This is a genomic window from Rhizobium sp. SSA_523 (genome assembly GCF_030435705.1).
In the GTDB taxonomy this organism is placed as follows: domain Bacteria; phylum Pseudomonadota; class Alphaproteobacteria; order Rhizobiales; family Rhizobiaceae; genus Neorhizobium.
In genome coordinates, this window is record NZ_CP129381.1 from 765305 (window position 1) to 779688 (window position 14384).

At 62.8% G+C, this 14384-nt stretch carries 13 protein-coding genes; 12 read left to right on the forward strand and 1 reads right to left on the reverse strand.

Annotated elements, in window-relative coordinates; genetic code table 11:
- Positions 1-147: 147 nt before the first annotated feature.
- From murA to QTJ18_RS04850, 9 genes are all read left to right on the forward strand, one after another.
- Complete coding sequence (gene murA, locus QTJ18_RS04810; protein WP_252753145.1) at positions 148-1416, forward strand: UDP-N-acetylglucosamine 1-carboxyvinyltransferase; 1269 nt, start codon at positions 148-150, stop codon at positions 1414-1416.
- Positions 1417-1418: 2 nt separating this feature from the next.
- Entirely contained in the window at positions 1419-2315 is an 897-nt protein-coding gene (locus QTJ18_RS04815) for a glucosamine kinase nucleotide-binding domain-containing protein (RefSeq protein ID WP_489667215.1), read from the forward strand.
- A 96-nt stretch (positions 2316-2411) separates the two neighbouring features.
- On the forward strand, positions 2412-3335 hold the full coding sequence (murQ, locus tag QTJ18_RS04820; RefSeq protein WP_252753318.1) for an N-acetylmuramic acid 6-phosphate etherase: 924 nt from the start codon (positions 2412-2414) through the stop codon (positions 3333-3335).
- A 65-nt stretch (positions 3336-3400) separates the two neighbouring features.
- A complete protein-coding gene (locus QTJ18_RS04825) occupies positions 3401-4918 on the forward strand; it encodes an ABC transporter substrate-binding protein (protein ID WP_252753143.1) in 1518 nt (505 codons plus the stop codon).
- A 24-nt stretch (positions 4919-4942) separates the two neighbouring features.
- A complete protein-coding gene (locus tag QTJ18_RS04830; RefSeq protein WP_252753142.1) occupies positions 4943-5905 on the forward strand; it encodes an ABC transporter permease in 963 nt (320 codons plus the stop codon).
- On the forward strand, positions 5902-6744 hold the full coding sequence (locus QTJ18_RS04835) for an ABC transporter permease (RefSeq protein WP_252753141.1): 843 nt from the start codon (positions 5902-5904) through the stop codon (positions 6742-6744). The genes QTJ18_RS04830 and QTJ18_RS04835 overlap by 4 nt, the downstream gene beginning before the upstream one ends.
- Positions 6741-8492, forward strand: a complete 1752-nt coding sequence (locus QTJ18_RS04840) for an ABC transporter ATP-binding protein (protein WP_252753140.1) — start codon at positions 6741-6743, stop codon at positions 8490-8492. The genes QTJ18_RS04835 and QTJ18_RS04840 overlap by 4 nt, the downstream gene beginning before the upstream one ends.
- Before the next feature lie 10 nt (positions 8493-8502).
- Positions 8503-9534, forward strand: coding sequence for a serine hydrolase domain-containing protein (locus QTJ18_RS04845; RefSeq protein ID WP_252753139.1), 1032 nt, complete (start codon positions 8503-8505; stop codon positions 9532-9534).
- A 22-nt stretch (positions 9535-9556) separates the two neighbouring features.
- On the forward strand, positions 9557-10672 hold the full coding sequence (locus tag QTJ18_RS04850) for an anhydro-N-acetylmuramic acid kinase (RefSeq protein WP_252753317.1): 1116 nt from the start codon (positions 9557-9559) through the stop codon (positions 10670-10672).
- Positions 10673-10705: 33 nt separating this feature from the next.
- Here QTJ18_RS04850 and QTJ18_RS04855 read toward each other — a convergent pair whose 3' ends face one another.
- Positions 10706-11125 (reverse strand): GNAT family N-acetyltransferase, encoded by a 420-nt coding sequence (locus tag QTJ18_RS04855; protein ID WP_252753138.1) that lies wholly within the window; start codon positions 11123-11125, stop codon positions 10706-10708.
- 92 nt (positions 11126-11217) lie between these two features.
- Between QTJ18_RS04855 and QTJ18_RS04860 the strand changes: the two genes are divergently transcribed.
- From QTJ18_RS04860 to QTJ18_RS04870, 3 genes are all read left to right on the forward strand, one after another.
- Positions 11218-11733, forward strand: coding sequence for an MgtC/SapB family protein (locus tag QTJ18_RS04860; protein WP_252753137.1), 516 nt, complete (start codon positions 11218-11220; stop codon positions 11731-11733).
- A gap of 267 nt (positions 11734-12000) precedes the next feature.
- The gene (locus QTJ18_RS04865) at positions 12001-12429 is read left to right on the forward strand and encodes a helix-turn-helix domain-containing protein (RefSeq protein WP_252753136.1); all 429 of its coding nucleotides are present in this window, start codon (positions 12001-12003) and stop codon (positions 12427-12429) included.
- 114 nt (positions 12430-12543) lie between these two features.
- A complete protein-coding gene (locus QTJ18_RS04870; RefSeq protein ID WP_252753135.1) occupies positions 12544-14379 on the forward strand; it encodes an AfsR/SARP family transcriptional regulator in 1836 nt (611 codons plus the stop codon).
- Positions 14380-14384: the final 5 nt, after the last annotated feature.

Genomic DNA, 14384 nt, shown 5'->3' on the forward strand with positions numbered 1-14384 from the left:
CCTCTCGTCTCGAAAAGGAATAACCTATTCGGAACTGAAAAATTATCTGGAATATTATAGACGCTCGCCTATGATCGGTCATCCCCCCATCGTCCCTTCAGAGGGCAGGAAATCAGCCGCCTGGCGGCACTGCGTGGAACCAAGATCATGGATCAGCTTCGCATTACCGGTGGTCGCAGGCTGGATGGCGCCGTCCCGATCTCCGGCGCCAAGAATGCCGGCCTGCCGCAGATCGCGGCATCGCTCCTCAGCCCCTACCCACTCGAACTGACCAATCTCCCGAAAGTCTCCGATGTCGACAATATGCTGCGCATCATCGGGCAGTATCAGGCGCAGGTCACCAGGGAGGGCCAGGCGGTCCGTATCGATCCGAGCGCCGTCGAGCCGGGGGACGTGGATTACGAGACGGTGCGCAAGATGCGGGCTTCCATTCTCGTTCTGGCGCCGCTGCTTGGTCGCTTCGGCCATGCCAAGGTGTCGCTACCCGGCGGCTGCGCCATCGGCGCTCGGCCGGTGGACATGCATCTGCGAGTTCTCACGGCGCTTGGCGCCAATGTGATGATCGAAGGCGGCTATATCGTCGCGACGGCAAAAGGCGGCCTCTCCGGCGCCCGGATCGTGCTGCCCGGCCCTTCGGTGGGGGCCACGGAAACAGCATTGATGGCGGCCTGTTGCGCGTCCGGGGAAACGGAAATCCTCAATGCGGCACGCGAGCCGGAAGTGTGCGACCTTGCCGCCTGCCTGATCGCCATGGGGGCCTCTATCGAGGGGGCGGGCACGCATCGCCTGCTCGTGGACGGGCAACGCACCTGGCGCCCTGCCAGCCATCATGGCATTCCGGATCGGGTTGAAGCCGGCACCTATGCGGCGGCAGCCGTCATTACCGGCGGACGGATCGAACTCGTCAATGCCCGCATGGAGCATCTCGCCTCGGTCTTCCAGGCGCTGGAGGCCATGGGGGCGACCATCTGGCCGGGCGATCGCGGGGTCGTGGTCAGCGGTCCGGCCACCCATCCCGGCGGTCTGCGCCCGACCGATATCACCACGGAGCCCTATCCCGGTTTTCCGACGGATCTGCAGGCGCAGTTCATGGCCATGGCCGCTCTCGCCGATGGCGCGAGCCTCTTTCGCGAGACGATCTTTGAAAACCGCTTCATGCATGTTCCGGAGCTGACGCGGCTGGGTGCCGATATCGCGCTCAATGGATCGGTCGCCATGGTGCGCGGCCGCAGCCGCTTGAAAGGCGCGCCGGTCATGGCGACCGACCTGCGCGCATCCGTGTGCCTCGTGCTTGCCGCGCTTGCCGCAGAAGGCGAAACCATCATCAACCGGGTCTACCACCTGGATCGGGGATATGAACAACTGGACCGCAAGCTGGCGCAGTGCGGAGCCGATATAGAGCGGATTTCGCAATGACCATGATGGAACAGGCGCAGCGGCTCTATCTCGGCGTCGATGGCGGCGGCACTGGCTGCCGCGCACGGCTGGAGGACGCGCATGGCGCGGTCCTCGGCCAGGGACTGTCAGGCCCGGCCACGACGCGGCTCGGCACGGAAAAGGCCTGGGCGTCAGTGCTGAAGGCCTGGCGAGCGGCGGCCGAGGAAGCGGGCCTGGACCCCGATCACGCGCCCGCCGTTTCCGCCGGGATCGGCATTGCCGGACTGACCCGGGCCGGAACCCGCCAGGAACTGGAATCGATGCCGCATCCCTTCGGCTCCACCTGCTTCACAACCGACGGCGCCGCCGCCTGCCTCGGCGCACATTCCGGCCGTGACGGCGCAATCGTCATTGCCGGAACCGGATCCATCGGCCTTGCGATTGTCAGCGGAGAGGAACGGCGGGCGGGAGGCTATGGCTTTCCGATCTCCGACGAAGGAAGCGGCGCAGACCTTGGATTGAAGTCGATCCAGGCGGCCTTGCGTGCCCATGACGGCCGGCGTGAAATGACGCCGCTGATGAACGAGGTGATGGGCCGTTTCGATCATGAGCCCGCAAAAGTGGTGGCGTGGATGGATCGAGCGACGGCCACCGATTATGCCACATTCGCGCCGCTGGTTTTTCGTCACGCCGACCAGGGGGAGCCCTCCGCGCGGCAGATCGTTCAATCCGGTGCCGAGCAGATCGACACGCTGATCCGCCGGATGGTGGATTACGGGGCGCCAAGTGTCACCCTCTTGGGCGGTCTGTCGGGTTCTCTCGAACCCTGGCTGGCCCCGGATGTTCGCCGTCGATTGAAACCGGCGGATGGCGATGCAGTCTCCGGTGCCATCATCCTGGCGAAACAGATGAAGCACCATTCGACCGGCCGCTCATGAACCTCTTCTGACGCGCCGGAAGGAATAATATATTCCTGCCTGAATTGACATTTGGAATATAAAATCCTAAACAATGAAAAACGGAAAGTGAGCATCATGTCCGCCCAGCATCTTCTTGCAGAGCTTCAGCAGCTGGTTTCGGAGGCGCGCAATCCGAACTCCATGAACATCGACCTCCTGCCCACCGAAGACATACTGACGGTGATGAACCGTGAGGATGCCAATGTTCCGGGCGCTGTCGCGAAGGTCATTCCGGAAATTGCCAAGGCGGTGGATGAAATCGTGCGGGCCTTCCGCCAGGGCGGCCGGCTCATCTATATTGGTGCGGGCACAAGTGCTAGGCTCGGCGTGCTGGATGCGTCCGAATGCCCGCCAACCTTCTCGGTACCGGAAGGCATGGTCGTCGGCCTGATTGCCGGTGGCCAGCGCGCCATCCTGCATGCCGTCGAAGGCGCGGAAGACGATGTGGATGAAGGTCGCCGCAATCTCGAGGATATAAGCCTGACGGCCAAGGATGTTGTCGTCGGCATCGCTGTCAGCGGCCGCACGCCTTACGTCGTTGGAGCTCTGAATTACGCGAAATCGATCGGTGCCACGACGGTATCCCTCACCTGCAACCCGCTGTCGACGCTTGCCGATATGGCCGATATTGCCATTTCTCCGGTCGTCGGCCCCGAGGTCGTGACCGGCTCGACGCGGCTGAAATCCGGAACGGCGCAGAAACTCGTCCTGAACATGCTGACGACCGCCAGCATGATCCGCATCGGCAAGACCTATGAAAACCTGATGGTTGATCTTACGATCAGCAATCAGAAACTGCAGGCGCGCGCCATACGCATCATTTCCGAGGCCACCGGCTGCTCTGCCGACCAGGCGGAAGAAATTCTGGAAAAGAGCGGCAACAACGTCAAGCTCGCCATTCTGATGGTGCTGACGGGGCTGGACCGAGACTCGGCCGGCGCAGCCCTTCTTCAGAGCGACGGCTTTCTGCGCAAGGCGCTTGAAGCGGCGCCACATTAGCGTTTCATCGATCAGCCTAGTCCAGGCCGCAGAAGCCCGGGCAGAGTAACAGAGGGAGAATGACCATGACGCATCGAATGACCCGCAGGCTTTTGGCCTGCGCCGCAGTGGCAATCGGCCTTATGGCCGGCGCGCCGGCCTCGGCCGAGGCGGCGACCTTGAAAATGGCCTGGGCGCAGGACGCGACCGGCCTCGACCCGCACAAGCAGACCGCCTTCTCATCCATCCGCCTTCTCGAACTGATCTATGAACCCCTGGTGCGACTGGATGGTGATCTGAAGATCGTGCCGGCGCTGGCGACGGAATGGACCTTTTCCGACGACGGCAAGACCCTGACCTTCAAGCTGGACCCGAAGGCCAAGTTCCACAATGGCGCGCCGGTCACCTCCGCCGATGTGAAGGCCTCCTTCACCCGCATCCTGGATCAGACGACGGCCGCCGCAGCGCGGGCCAATTATCTGTCGATTGCCAGTATCGATACTCCGGACGATCAGACCGTCATCTTCAACCTATCGCAGCCGGATGTGCCCCTATTGACGGCCATGGGCTCGATCAATGCCGCGGTGGTTCCGGCCTCTGAAATCGCCGCCGGCAAAGTGGGCACAGAAGCAGTCGGATCCGGACCCTTCAAACTACAGTCTTGGGAGCCGAACTCCAAGGAAGTCCTCACCGCCAATGCCGATTGGGCGGGCGGAAAGGTCGGCGTCGACGGGATCGACATCAGCGTCCTGCCGGATGAGAACGCCATTCTTGCCGCGCTGCGGGCCAAGCAGGTCGATTTCGCGCTTCTCAACGATCCGCTGGTGGCCACGCTCGTGCCGCGCGTTTCCGGGCTGACGCTTAATCGCAAACCGGTTCTCGCCTACCACGTCCTGCAGCTCAACGCGTCGCGCAAGCCGATGACGGAGCTCAAGGTGCGCCAGGCCATTTCCTGCGCCGTGGACCGCAAGGACATTCTCGATACCGCCCTTCTTGGCGAAGGCGAGGTGACCGGTCCCCTGACCATGCCGGACTACCGCTCCGATCCGAATTCCCTCTTCTGCTACAGCCGGGATCTCGACAAGGCGAAGGCTTTGATGGCCGAAGCGGGCTATGCCGACGGCTTCTCCGCCACCGTCATCGCCGCAACCGGTGAACCGCCGACGGCCGCATCGGAGGCACAGGTCATTCAGTCGCAGCTGAAGGACATCAACATCAACCTCGACATCAAGCTGATGGAGCTGAATGTCTATGTCGATACCTGGTTGAAGGGCGATTTCGACATGGCCGTAGCGCTCAATGGCGGGCGTGCCGACCCCTATTCGATGTATAACCGCTACTGGACGAAAAACGGCAATCTGCAGAAAGTGGCGAATTACATCGACGACACGCTGGACGACCTGATGCAGAAGGGCCGCGTGGAGACCGATCCTGCCAAGCGCAAGGAAATCTTCGCCGCCTTCGAAAAGCACCTTGCCGAGGTTGCACCCTGGATCTGGCTGTATACCGGCTACGCCTATACCGCGCAGCAGGCCAATGTTCAGGGCTTCGTCCCGACCCCGGACGGCTCGCTCTTCGGCTTGTCCAAGGTATCGCTGAAGTAACTGGATAATGAGGCGAATGAGCCGATGAACTACCTCTTCCGACGCCTCATCACGTTTCCGCTCGTGATGCTCGGCGTGTCCGTTCTGGTCTTCGTTGCCATTCGCCTCGTTCCAGGAGATTCCATCACCGCCATGCTCGGCACCGAGGCCGGCCTGCTCACACCGCAGCAGCGGGAGGCCTTGACCGCCTATTTCGGTCTCGACCAGAGCTGGCTGACACAATATGGACGCTGGATCAGCGGTGTCGTCACCGGTGACCTCGGCATCTCGGTCACCTATGGCAAGCCGGTGCTGGAGGTCATCCTGCAGCGGTTCCCGTTGACCCTGGAACTGGCACTGCTCTCCATGGCGATCGCGATTTGCGCCGGCCTTCCGCTCGGCGTCTTCGCGGCGACACGCAATGAGCGGCATTCCGATCTCGCGGTGCGCATCTTCGCCATGATCGGCCAGTCCACGCCAAGCTTCGTCATCGGGCTGGTGATGATCTTCATCCTCTCCTCATTCTTCGGCATCCTGCCGGCCATGGGGCAGTTCATCCCGTTCCGCGACGATCCGATCGGCAATATCAGCCAATTGATCCTGCCGGCGCTTACGCTCGGCCTTTCCTTCACCGCCTCGGTGACGCGGATCTCGCGCTCCGCCATGCTGGATGTGCTGAGCGATGACTATGTTCGCACGGCACGCAGCAAGGGCGCTTCCAAGCGTCGGGTGATCTGGCGGCACGCTTTGCCCAACGCCCTGATCCCGGTCGTCACCCTGAGCGGCGTGGAATTCGGCTATCTCCTCGGCGGGGCCGTCCTGGTGGAGCAGATCTTCGCCCTGCCCGGCCTCGGCCGCATGATCCTCGAGGCTATCTTGCAGCGCGATTACGCGCTGGTGCAGGGAAGCGTGCTCTTCGTGGCGCTCAACTTCATGCTCGTCAACCTTCTCGTCGACCTCGTCTACGTCCTGCTCGATCCGCGCATCCGGCTGGGAGGACGGACATGAGACCTTTCCTCCAACGCCTGATGCGCCATCCGAGCGGCCGGATCGGCCTTGCCGTCGTTTTGCTCTACGTCCTCGTGGCCATTCTCGGACAGGCGGGCCTGACCCCCTACGACCCCTTGCAGCAATTTCGGATCGAGCGCCTCCAGGGGCCATCCGCTGCCCATTGGATGGGTACGGACATGTTCGGCCGCGACGTCTTGAGCCGCCTGATGATCGGGATCGGCCAATCCTTCATCGTCGCCTTCTCCTCTGTCGGCATCGCCGCCGTACTGGGAACCCTGCTCGGCTTGACCGCCGCCTGGTTCGGCCACCTCTGGGACGGGCTTGTCATGCGCAGCATGGATGTATTGCTGGCCTTCCCCGCCATCTTGCTGGCCCTGCTGTTCATCGCGGTGGTAGGGCCTGGAACCTTCACCAGCATCCTCGCCATTGCCTTCGTCTATACGCCGATCTTCACCCGCGTCGTCCGTGGCCCGGCTCTCTCCATCAAGGCGCGTGATTTTGTCGATGCCGCCCGCACCTTCGGCAGTTCCACCTCCTATATCCTGTCCCGACATCTGATGCTGAACCTGGTCGCGCCGCTGACCGTGCAGGTGACACTGGCGCTTGCCTGGTCGCTCCTGACGGAATCCGGCCTCAGCTTCCTCGGCCTCGGCACGCAGCCGCCGGACTCCTCCCTGGGCCTGATGCTGTCCGACAGCGTCAATCTCATGGAAATGGCGCCATGGCTCCTGGTCTTTCCGGGCCTCGCCGTCATGCTCGGGATCCTCGGCTTCAACCTCCTCGGCGACGCCCTTCGCGACGTCCTCGATCCTCGAACACGACGAGCTGCCGCATGACCCCGCTTCTTTCCGTCAGAGATCTGAAAGTCGGCTTCGGACGCGGCGACCAGGTGCGTGAAGTGGTGCATGGCGTCACCTTCGATCTTCAGGCCGGCGAGACACTGGCCATTGTCGGAGAGAGCGGCTCCGGAAAATCGGTGACGGCGCTCTCCATCAACCGCCTCATCGACGATGGCGGCGGCCGCATCCTGGGCGGGGAAATGCACTTCGCTACCGCCGCCGGCGACCGTATCGATCTTGCAAGGGCCGGGGAGCGACAGCTGGAGAAGATCCGCGGCGCCGAGATCGGCATGATCTTCCAGGAGCCGATGACCTCGCTCAACCCGGTTCTGCCGATCGGCCGCCAGATCGAAGAGGCCTTTTCGCTGCAGCGTGGGCTGAGCGGCGCTGCCGCAAGGGCTGCGACGCTGGATGCACTGGAACGGGTGCGCATTCCCGATGCCGCGCGTCGGCTGGGCTATTACCCGCACCAGCTTTCCGGGGGCATGCTGCAACGGGTGATGATCGCAATGGCGCTGGCGACCCATCCGCGCCTGTTGATTGCCGATGAACCGACGACCGCGCTCGATGTCAGCGTGCAGGCCCAGATCATGGCGCTCCTGGCGCAATTGCAGCGCGAAGCAGGCACCGGGATGATTTTCATCACCCATGATATGGGGCTGGTGGCCGGCATTGCGGATCGTGTCATTGTCATGCAGGCCGGTCAGGTGGTGGAACAGGGACCGCTCGACCGTATCCTCGACCAGCCGGAGCATCCTTACACCCGGCATCTTTTGAAAGCGGTACCGCATTTCTCGAAGGGTCGGCAGGTGCGGACGGATTTTCACCGGTCAGACCGGGATACCGATACGCCCATGCTCAAGGTGGATGGGTTGACCGTCCGCTTCCCGGCCGTGGCCGGCCTGCTGAAACGCAAGATCGGCGCCATCCACGCCGTCGAGGATGTCGGCTTCGAGGTCATGCCGGGCGAGACGCTCGCGATCGTCGGGGAGAGCGGATCGGGCAAATCGACGACCGCCCGGGCCCTGCTCGGGCTGGTGAGGGCGGATCGCGGGCAATTCAGCGTCGAGAAGGCGCAATCCGGGACGCCGCGCAAGCCGATCCAGATGGTCTTCCAAAATCCCTATGCCTCCCTCAATCCGCGGCTGAATGTCGAAAGCCTGCTCGCCGAACCCGTCATTGCCTCGGGGCAGAGGATCGACGCGTCCATCCGCGAGAAAATGCGCCGGCTTCTGGATCGTGTCGGGCTGCCGGCCGATGGTCTTTCCCGCTACGCCCATGAATTTTCCGGCGGTCAGAGGCAGCGCCTCTGCATCGCCCGCTCGCTGATGGTCAATCCATCGGTCCTGGTTCTGGACGAGGCGGTATCGGCGCTGGACGTTTCGGTCCAGGCGACCGTTCTCGACCTCCTTATTGATCTGCAGAATGAACTGAAGCTCGCCTACCTCTTCGTGTCGCACGACATGGCGGTTGTCGAGCGCATCGCGCATCGTGTGGCCGTTCTCTATGCCGGCAGGATTGTCGAGATCGGCCGGGCTGCCGCGGTTCTCGCATTGCCGCAGCATGATTACACGCGCCGGCTGATCGCCGCGGTTCCCACCATGGACCGTCGGCACGAATCCTACGAGCTCAACACGTCGTCCGTGCCATCGCTGCTGCGGCCGAAGGGCTACGAGCCCGAAAAGCCGACATGGCGGTCTTGCGGAGACGATCATCTTGTTCGGGTCGAACCCGACGCAGCGTGAGGAGGCGTTCATGCCAAGCGATCAGGATCAACTGGCCTCTGCCGACCAGCGCCGGGCGTTTGACGATGCCTTCGCCCTGCTGGCGAGCGCCATAGAAGAGGGCCGCATTCCCGGCGGCGTCCTGGGATCAATCGACAGCAACGGGACGCGCTTGGTCAGGGCGGCCGGTCTGGCTCAGAAGACGGGCGTGCCGCGGCCCATGCTGCGTGACACCTGGTTCGATCTCGCCTCGTTGACCAAGGTCGCCTTCACCACACCGCGCATTCTCAAGCATGCAGCGGAGGGGCGTATCGATCTCGATGCTCCTTTGACGACGGTCATACCGGATCTTCGCCAATATGATCCCGCGGCCTGGGAAAGAGCCGTGACCTTCCGGCAGTGTCTGGGACACCAGACGGCTTTTCCCGCCGTCGAACCGCTTTACACCTATGGCGGCGATCCGCACCGTCTGCGGGCCTTTGTGCTGCAGAGGGAGTGGCGGCAGGGACCGCCCGTCTATTCCGACATCAATTATATCCTGCTTGGAATCGCGCTGGAGCGACTGGCGGGCAAGACCATCCGCGATCTCGATCCGGGCCCGGGCTTTGCCTTTGGCGCGGCCGAAGCCGAATGCGCAGCGACGGAATTTTGCGCATGGCGGGGTCGCGTGATGTGCGGTGAAGTGCATGACGAGAACTGCTACGCTTTGCAGGGATCCGGTCATGCCGGCCTATTCGGGCGCGTGGACGCGGTGCTGGATTATGCTGCGGATCTTATCGCCGGCGATGCATCCGGCGATCCTGTCGTCGCCTGGATGCGGACACCGCTCAGCGACCGGCGGACACATGGCTGGGAACGTCCCTATCCCGGCTGGTCCGGTGGGTTGCGCGCCAACAGTTCCGTCATCGGCCATACGGGCTTTACCGGGACAGGCCTCTGGATCGACTTCGACAACAGACGGGCATGGACGCTTCTGACGAACCGCGTCCATCCGAGCCGGCACGCCGATAGCGGCATATTCACGCTTCGCCCTGCTATTGGCGACGCGATCAATGGGATTTGAGGAGGCGATGATGGAAAACAAGATGGAGCCGGTTTGGGCGGTCGGGCTGATGACGGGGACCGTGCTGGACGGCAATATCGACGTGGCGCTGCTGAGGACCGATGGAGAATCCATCGATTCCTTCGGCGCCTATACGCTGGCGCCTTACGATCAGTCGGTGCGCGACCTTCTGGAACGGACGCTGAGCGCGGCGCGGCAGTGGAACTTCGAAGGACCGGAGCCGGACCTGTTCAGGGAGGCGGAGGACGCCTTGACGCGGGCGCAGACGCAGGCGGTCCGGGATCTGGTGGAGAGCGCCGGGCTGACGATGGCCGATATCGGCATTGTCGGCTTTCACGGGCAGACAGTGCTGCACCGCGCGCCGCAGCCGGGCCGGGTTGGCGCCACACGGCAATTGGGTGATGGCTCGCTGATGGCGGATCTCCTGAAGACCAAGGTGGCGTATGATTTCCGCAGCGCGGACGTGCGGGCGGGCGGCCAGGGCGCACCGCTTGCGGCCGTTTATCATGCGGCGCTTCTGCGCCGGGGCGCACAGGATTCCTCCGCCGCGGTGCTCAATCTCGGCGGCGTGGCTAACATCACCTGGACGGATGGCAGAGGCGGCCTTGCCGCTTTCGACACGGGTCCTGCCAATGCTCCGATCAATGACTGGGTAAAGCAGTACGGTCACGGCGAAATGGATCGCGACGGCATGCTTGCCGCAGCCGGCACGGTCGACGAAGAGCGCTTGAAGCAGTTGCTCACCCACCCTTATCTCTCCGCCGCCTATCCGAAATCGCTCGACCGCTTCGACTTCGGCGCGGCAATGGCCGACGGCCTGAGCCTCCAGGATGGCGCTGCAACCCTCACCGCATTCACCGCCTCGGCGGTCGGCAAGGCGCTCGATCTCCTGCCGGTTCGCCCGCAAAAGCTCTTTGTCAGCGGCGGCGGCCGGCACAATCCGACCTTGATGCGGATGCTGGCTGAACGGGCGCGCGTGAGCGTGCAACCGGCGGAAACGCTCGGCTGGCGGGGCGATGCCGTGGAGGCGGAATGCTTCGCCTTCCTCGCCGTTCGGGTCCTGCGTGACCTGCCGATCAGTTTCCCGACGACGACCGGCGCCAGGGAGCCGATGACCGGCGGACGGCTGGCCGGATGAGACGGCGGCGCGCCCGCCGCCGACAGATGGCGATTACAGCTTCTTTTTGAGGAAGCGGCGGGTGCGGCCAAGCGGAAAATCAGGCAGTTCGCCGAAGACCTCGAAGCCATGGCGCCTATAGGCCTTCTCCGCGACCGGGTTGAACGTGTCGATCCAGGCGCTGTGGCAGTCCCGGCTGCGCGCCTCCGCCTCCGCCGCCGTCAACATTTGCCCGGCCAATCCCCGGCCGCGTTGATCCTCAGCGACCCAGAGCCACTGGATGTAGAGCCAGCCCCAGGCCGTGTGTCCATTGATGCCGGCGACCAATTCGCCCGTCTCGTTGCGGACCAGAACCGTGAGCGGCAGGCGGTTTGAAGGACCGACATCGCCTTCGTTGAAGCCCGTCAGGTTTTCGCCGATGCGCGCAATCTCTTCGGCGGATGCGTTCGCGGTGACCTCGATCTTGTGTTTCATCTTTTCCTCTTCCGTTTGCAGGCCATAATGCGTGCCCCGTCTTCGACCGGTGACAGCGGGAACCCGGCGGCGCTTCCCAAGTTCGAGCGCTCATGGAAACCCTGGCACAGGAATTGAACCACCAAACCTATCTGTCGGTCAGCGTCATGGCCCTTCGGCTGTGCGTCGCACTTTTCTGCGGCGCTGTCATCGGTTTCGAGCGGGAATGGCATGATCATGCCGCCGGTTTCAGAACCCATATTCTCATCTGCCTGGCCGCTGCCGTGGTTGCGATCGCAGCCATAGAGATGACGCATCTCAACACGTTCGAGACGGACCAGACCCGGATCGATCCCTTGCGGCTGATCGAGGCGCTGACCAGCGGTGTGGCCTTCCTGGCGGCCGGGACGATCGTCTTCGCCCGCGGGGAAGTGCGCGGCCTCACCACCGGTGCCGGCATGTGGCTGGCGGGCGTGACCGGGCTCGCCTCCGGTCTGGGCTTCTGGCAGCTGGCCTTCCTGGCCACGCTTATGGCCATGGCGGTACTCTGGCTGCTCCGGATGGTCGAACGGGCCATGCGATTGCGCGACGGCAAACAGGCCGGCCGAAGGGAAGATGAAAAACCCTGAGCGAAAACCGCCTGCTGCGGCCCGTTTGCCAAGAGAATCGCAGAAATCAAGTGCAGAATCCTCAACTTCTGCCGCTCTCCCCTCGCCGCAAGGCAATGATTTCCTTCTTTCCAGTGCATTTCCCGGCTCGCCTTTTATAATTTCACAGCATGCCGATTTTTTTAGCAATTCATGAACAACAACACGGGATGGCAGCACGAAAGTGATTGCTCTTCGTTGAAATTTGGCGCAATTTGCATCCTAGAACTTGTATTCGGAGAGAACAGAGTGAAGAAGTCCCCCAATGCGATCGACGTGCATGTCGGTTCCCGCATTCGCCTTCGCCGCACCATGCTCGGAATGAGCCAGGAAAAGCTCGGTGAAAGCCTCGGCATCACGTTTCAGCAGGTGCAGAAGTATGAAAAGGGTGCCAATCGCGTTGGCGCCAGCCGTCTTCAGCATATTGCCGAAGTGCTCAATGTGCCGATCCCCTTCTTTTTCGAAGGCGTCCCGGGGGCAACGACCGAACAGCCGGAACTGACCGGCGATGCGGCGAGCGAATTCATGGGGTCACGGGAATGCGTGGCGCTCGCCACCGCCTTTGCGTCGATCGAGGACAAGCGCGTCCGGCAGAGCATTCTGAGCCTTGTGCAGTCGCTGGCATCGGATCAGAGCGCGAGCCGCGACAGCAAGAGCAGCCTGCACGTCACTCAGTGATACGCTGTCGGCCGAGCCTGGTGCTGACCGGGCTCTATGGCAGATGGACATCACGTTTTGCGGCCAATGCGCCACGCTCAGAGGCGCACGGGTTTGCGGATTGGTTGAAAGCGGATGGCATTCACGCTCAACACCTTGGGCAATTGCCAACTCACGGATCAGCAGGGAAAGCTGGTGCGGGCGCCGCTGATCGCCCTGCATATTCTTGCCTATCTCCACGAAAATGGCCCGCAGATCTCACGGCGAGACCTCGCTTTGATCTTCTGGCCCGGCCATCCGGAAGCCGCCGCCACCAATCTCCGGTCGACGCTGTTGCGTCTGTCGAAGGCCACGGTCCATGCGCCGGCGCCGCTGATCATCAGCGAAGGCTCGACGCTGTCCCTCAACCACGAGGTTGTCGTCTGCGATCTCGGGCGCGGCCGACAGGGCGATCCGCTGGCACGGCTACGCGCTTCCTGTGATGCGGTTGCACGCCAGTTCTTTCCTGCCGAAGCTGCGCTCAGCACGCCTTTTGCGGGCTGGGTCAGGCAGGTGCGGCGCCAGCTTCTGGCGGAACTGCGCGCGCTGCTTCTGACCATTGCCGCCTCGCCGCAAGCGCCAGAGGTTCGCGGCGATCTCCATCGTGCCGTCGTCATGATCCTGGAGCAGGATCCGCATGATGAAGAGGTGCGGCGCCATTTGTCGGCCCGCAATCCGGCCGCATCGGCCGTCATCCTGGCAGAACAGCCTTTGCAGTTCCGGCCAGAAGCCCGTCCATCCGTTCACTCGTTCCCGCTGGTGGCGCCGCAGACGGACCTCGCCGCGATCACGCCGCCGCGCGTGGCTCTGCTGCCGCCGGAAACATCGGGGGCAGCGCAGAAAGCCGGCTCCATCGCCAATGCGCTGATCGAGGATCTGACCATCGATCTCTGCGCCAGCCGCTCCGTCTCGGTGGTCGCGCCCTATACGTCCGAACAGATCCGCGCTTCCAAGGACAAGGCGGCGCTTCTGGAGCGTCACCGGGTCATCTATGCCCTCGACACGCAGCGCCACGGCGACACGCTTTTCGTCCAGCTGATCTTCATGCCGACGGATGAAGTCGTCTGGGCTCGCCGCTTCGACCTCGACGCGCGGTCGGTCAACACGCAGCGCGTGCAGATGGCCGATGCGATCAAGGGCAATGTGACGCAATTGGTGCGCGATCAAGCCTCGCTTGCGGATCACTTCACGGACAAGCCGGAGGCCTATTTTGCCTATCTGAGAGGCATACAGAGCCTGTCCGGCATCACCCTTCCCTCCGTTCGCAAGGCACGCCGGCATTTCCGCGAGGCGCTGGATCATGACAAGGCCTTCGGCATGGCTCTTGCGGGCGTTTCGCGCACCCTGACGCTCGAATGGGTACTGATGGCACGCGGCGACAAACAATTGCTTTTGCAGGCGGAGAATCTCGCTCTCCTGGCCATGGATGGCAATCAGCAGCTCTCCAGCGCCTATAAGGAACTGGGGGTGAGCCAGCTCTATCTGGGCAAGATCGATGAAAGCGTCGAAGCTCTCCATACGGCGGAGGCCTTGAGCCCGCATTATGCTGATGTGCTGCTCAGCCACTCGGACAGCCTGGTCCATGCCAGCAAACCGGATCTGGCGCTTGCCAAGATCAAGCAGGCCATGGACCTCAACCCCGCAACACCGGATACCTACCTGTGGACGGCCGCCGGGGCGAGCTTTTTTCTACATGCATATGACGAAGCTTTGAGTTATCTTCAACGCATGCGCGATTCCCGATCGGCAGATCGCCTTGCTGCAGCCTGTTGGGCAATGCTTGGCGAAACACAAAGGGCGCGCAGGTGCCGTAATCGCGTACTCGAAGATAATCCCGATTTCGACTTGGAGCGTTGGCTCAGCTTTATCCCGATCAAGGAAAAGTGGCAGCGCGATCTCTATCACGAAAGCCTCACCAAGGCTGGATTTTAACCTAG

What these genes read in the sequence shown, in the direction of transcription:
- murA (WP_252753145.1), top strand. Translation starts at nt 148, where the DNA reads ATGGATCAGCTTCGCATTACCGGTGGTCGCAGGCTGGATGGCGCCGTC.
- QTJ18_RS04815 (WP_489667215.1), top strand. Translation starts at nt 1,419, where the DNA reads ATGATGGAACAGGCGCAGCGGCTCTATCTCGGCGTCGATGGCGGCGGC.
- murQ (WP_252753318.1), top strand. Translation starts at nt 2,412, where the DNA reads ATGTCCGCCCAGCATCTTCTTGCAGAGCTTCAGCAGCTGGTTTCGGAG.
- QTJ18_RS04825 (WP_252753143.1), top strand. Translation starts at nt 3,401, where the DNA reads ATGACGCATCGAATGACCCGCAGGCTTTTGGCCTGCGCCGCAGTGGCA.
- QTJ18_RS04830 (WP_252753142.1), top strand. Translation starts at nt 4,943, where the DNA reads ATGAACTACCTCTTCCGACGCCTCATCACGTTTCCGCTCGTGATGCTC.
- QTJ18_RS04835 (WP_252753141.1), top strand. Translation starts at nt 5,902, where the DNA reads ATGAGACCTTTCCTCCAACGCCTGATGCGCCATCCGAGCGGCCGGATC.
- QTJ18_RS04840 (WP_252753140.1), top strand. Translation starts at nt 6,741, where the DNA reads ATGACCCCGCTTCTTTCCGTCAGAGATCTGAAAGTCGGCTTCGGACGC.
- QTJ18_RS04845 (WP_252753139.1), top strand. Translation starts at nt 8,503, where the DNA reads ATGCCAAGCGATCAGGATCAACTGGCCTCTGCCGACCAGCGCCGGGCG.
- QTJ18_RS04850 (WP_252753317.1), top strand. Translation starts at nt 9,557, where the DNA reads ATGGAGCCGGTTTGGGCGGTCGGGCTGATGACGGGGACCGTGCTGGAC.
- QTJ18_RS04855 (WP_252753138.1), bottom strand. Translation starts at nt 11,125, where the DNA reads ATGAAACACAAGATCGAGGTCACCGCGAACGCATCCGCCGAAGAGATT.
- QTJ18_RS04860 (WP_252753137.1), top strand. Translation starts at nt 11,218, where the DNA reads ATGGAAACCCTGGCACAGGAATTGAACCACCAAACCTATCTGTCGGTC.
- QTJ18_RS04870 (WP_252753135.1), top strand. Translation starts at nt 12,544, where the DNA reads ATGGCATTCACGCTCAACACCTTGGGCAATTGCCAACTCACGGATCAG.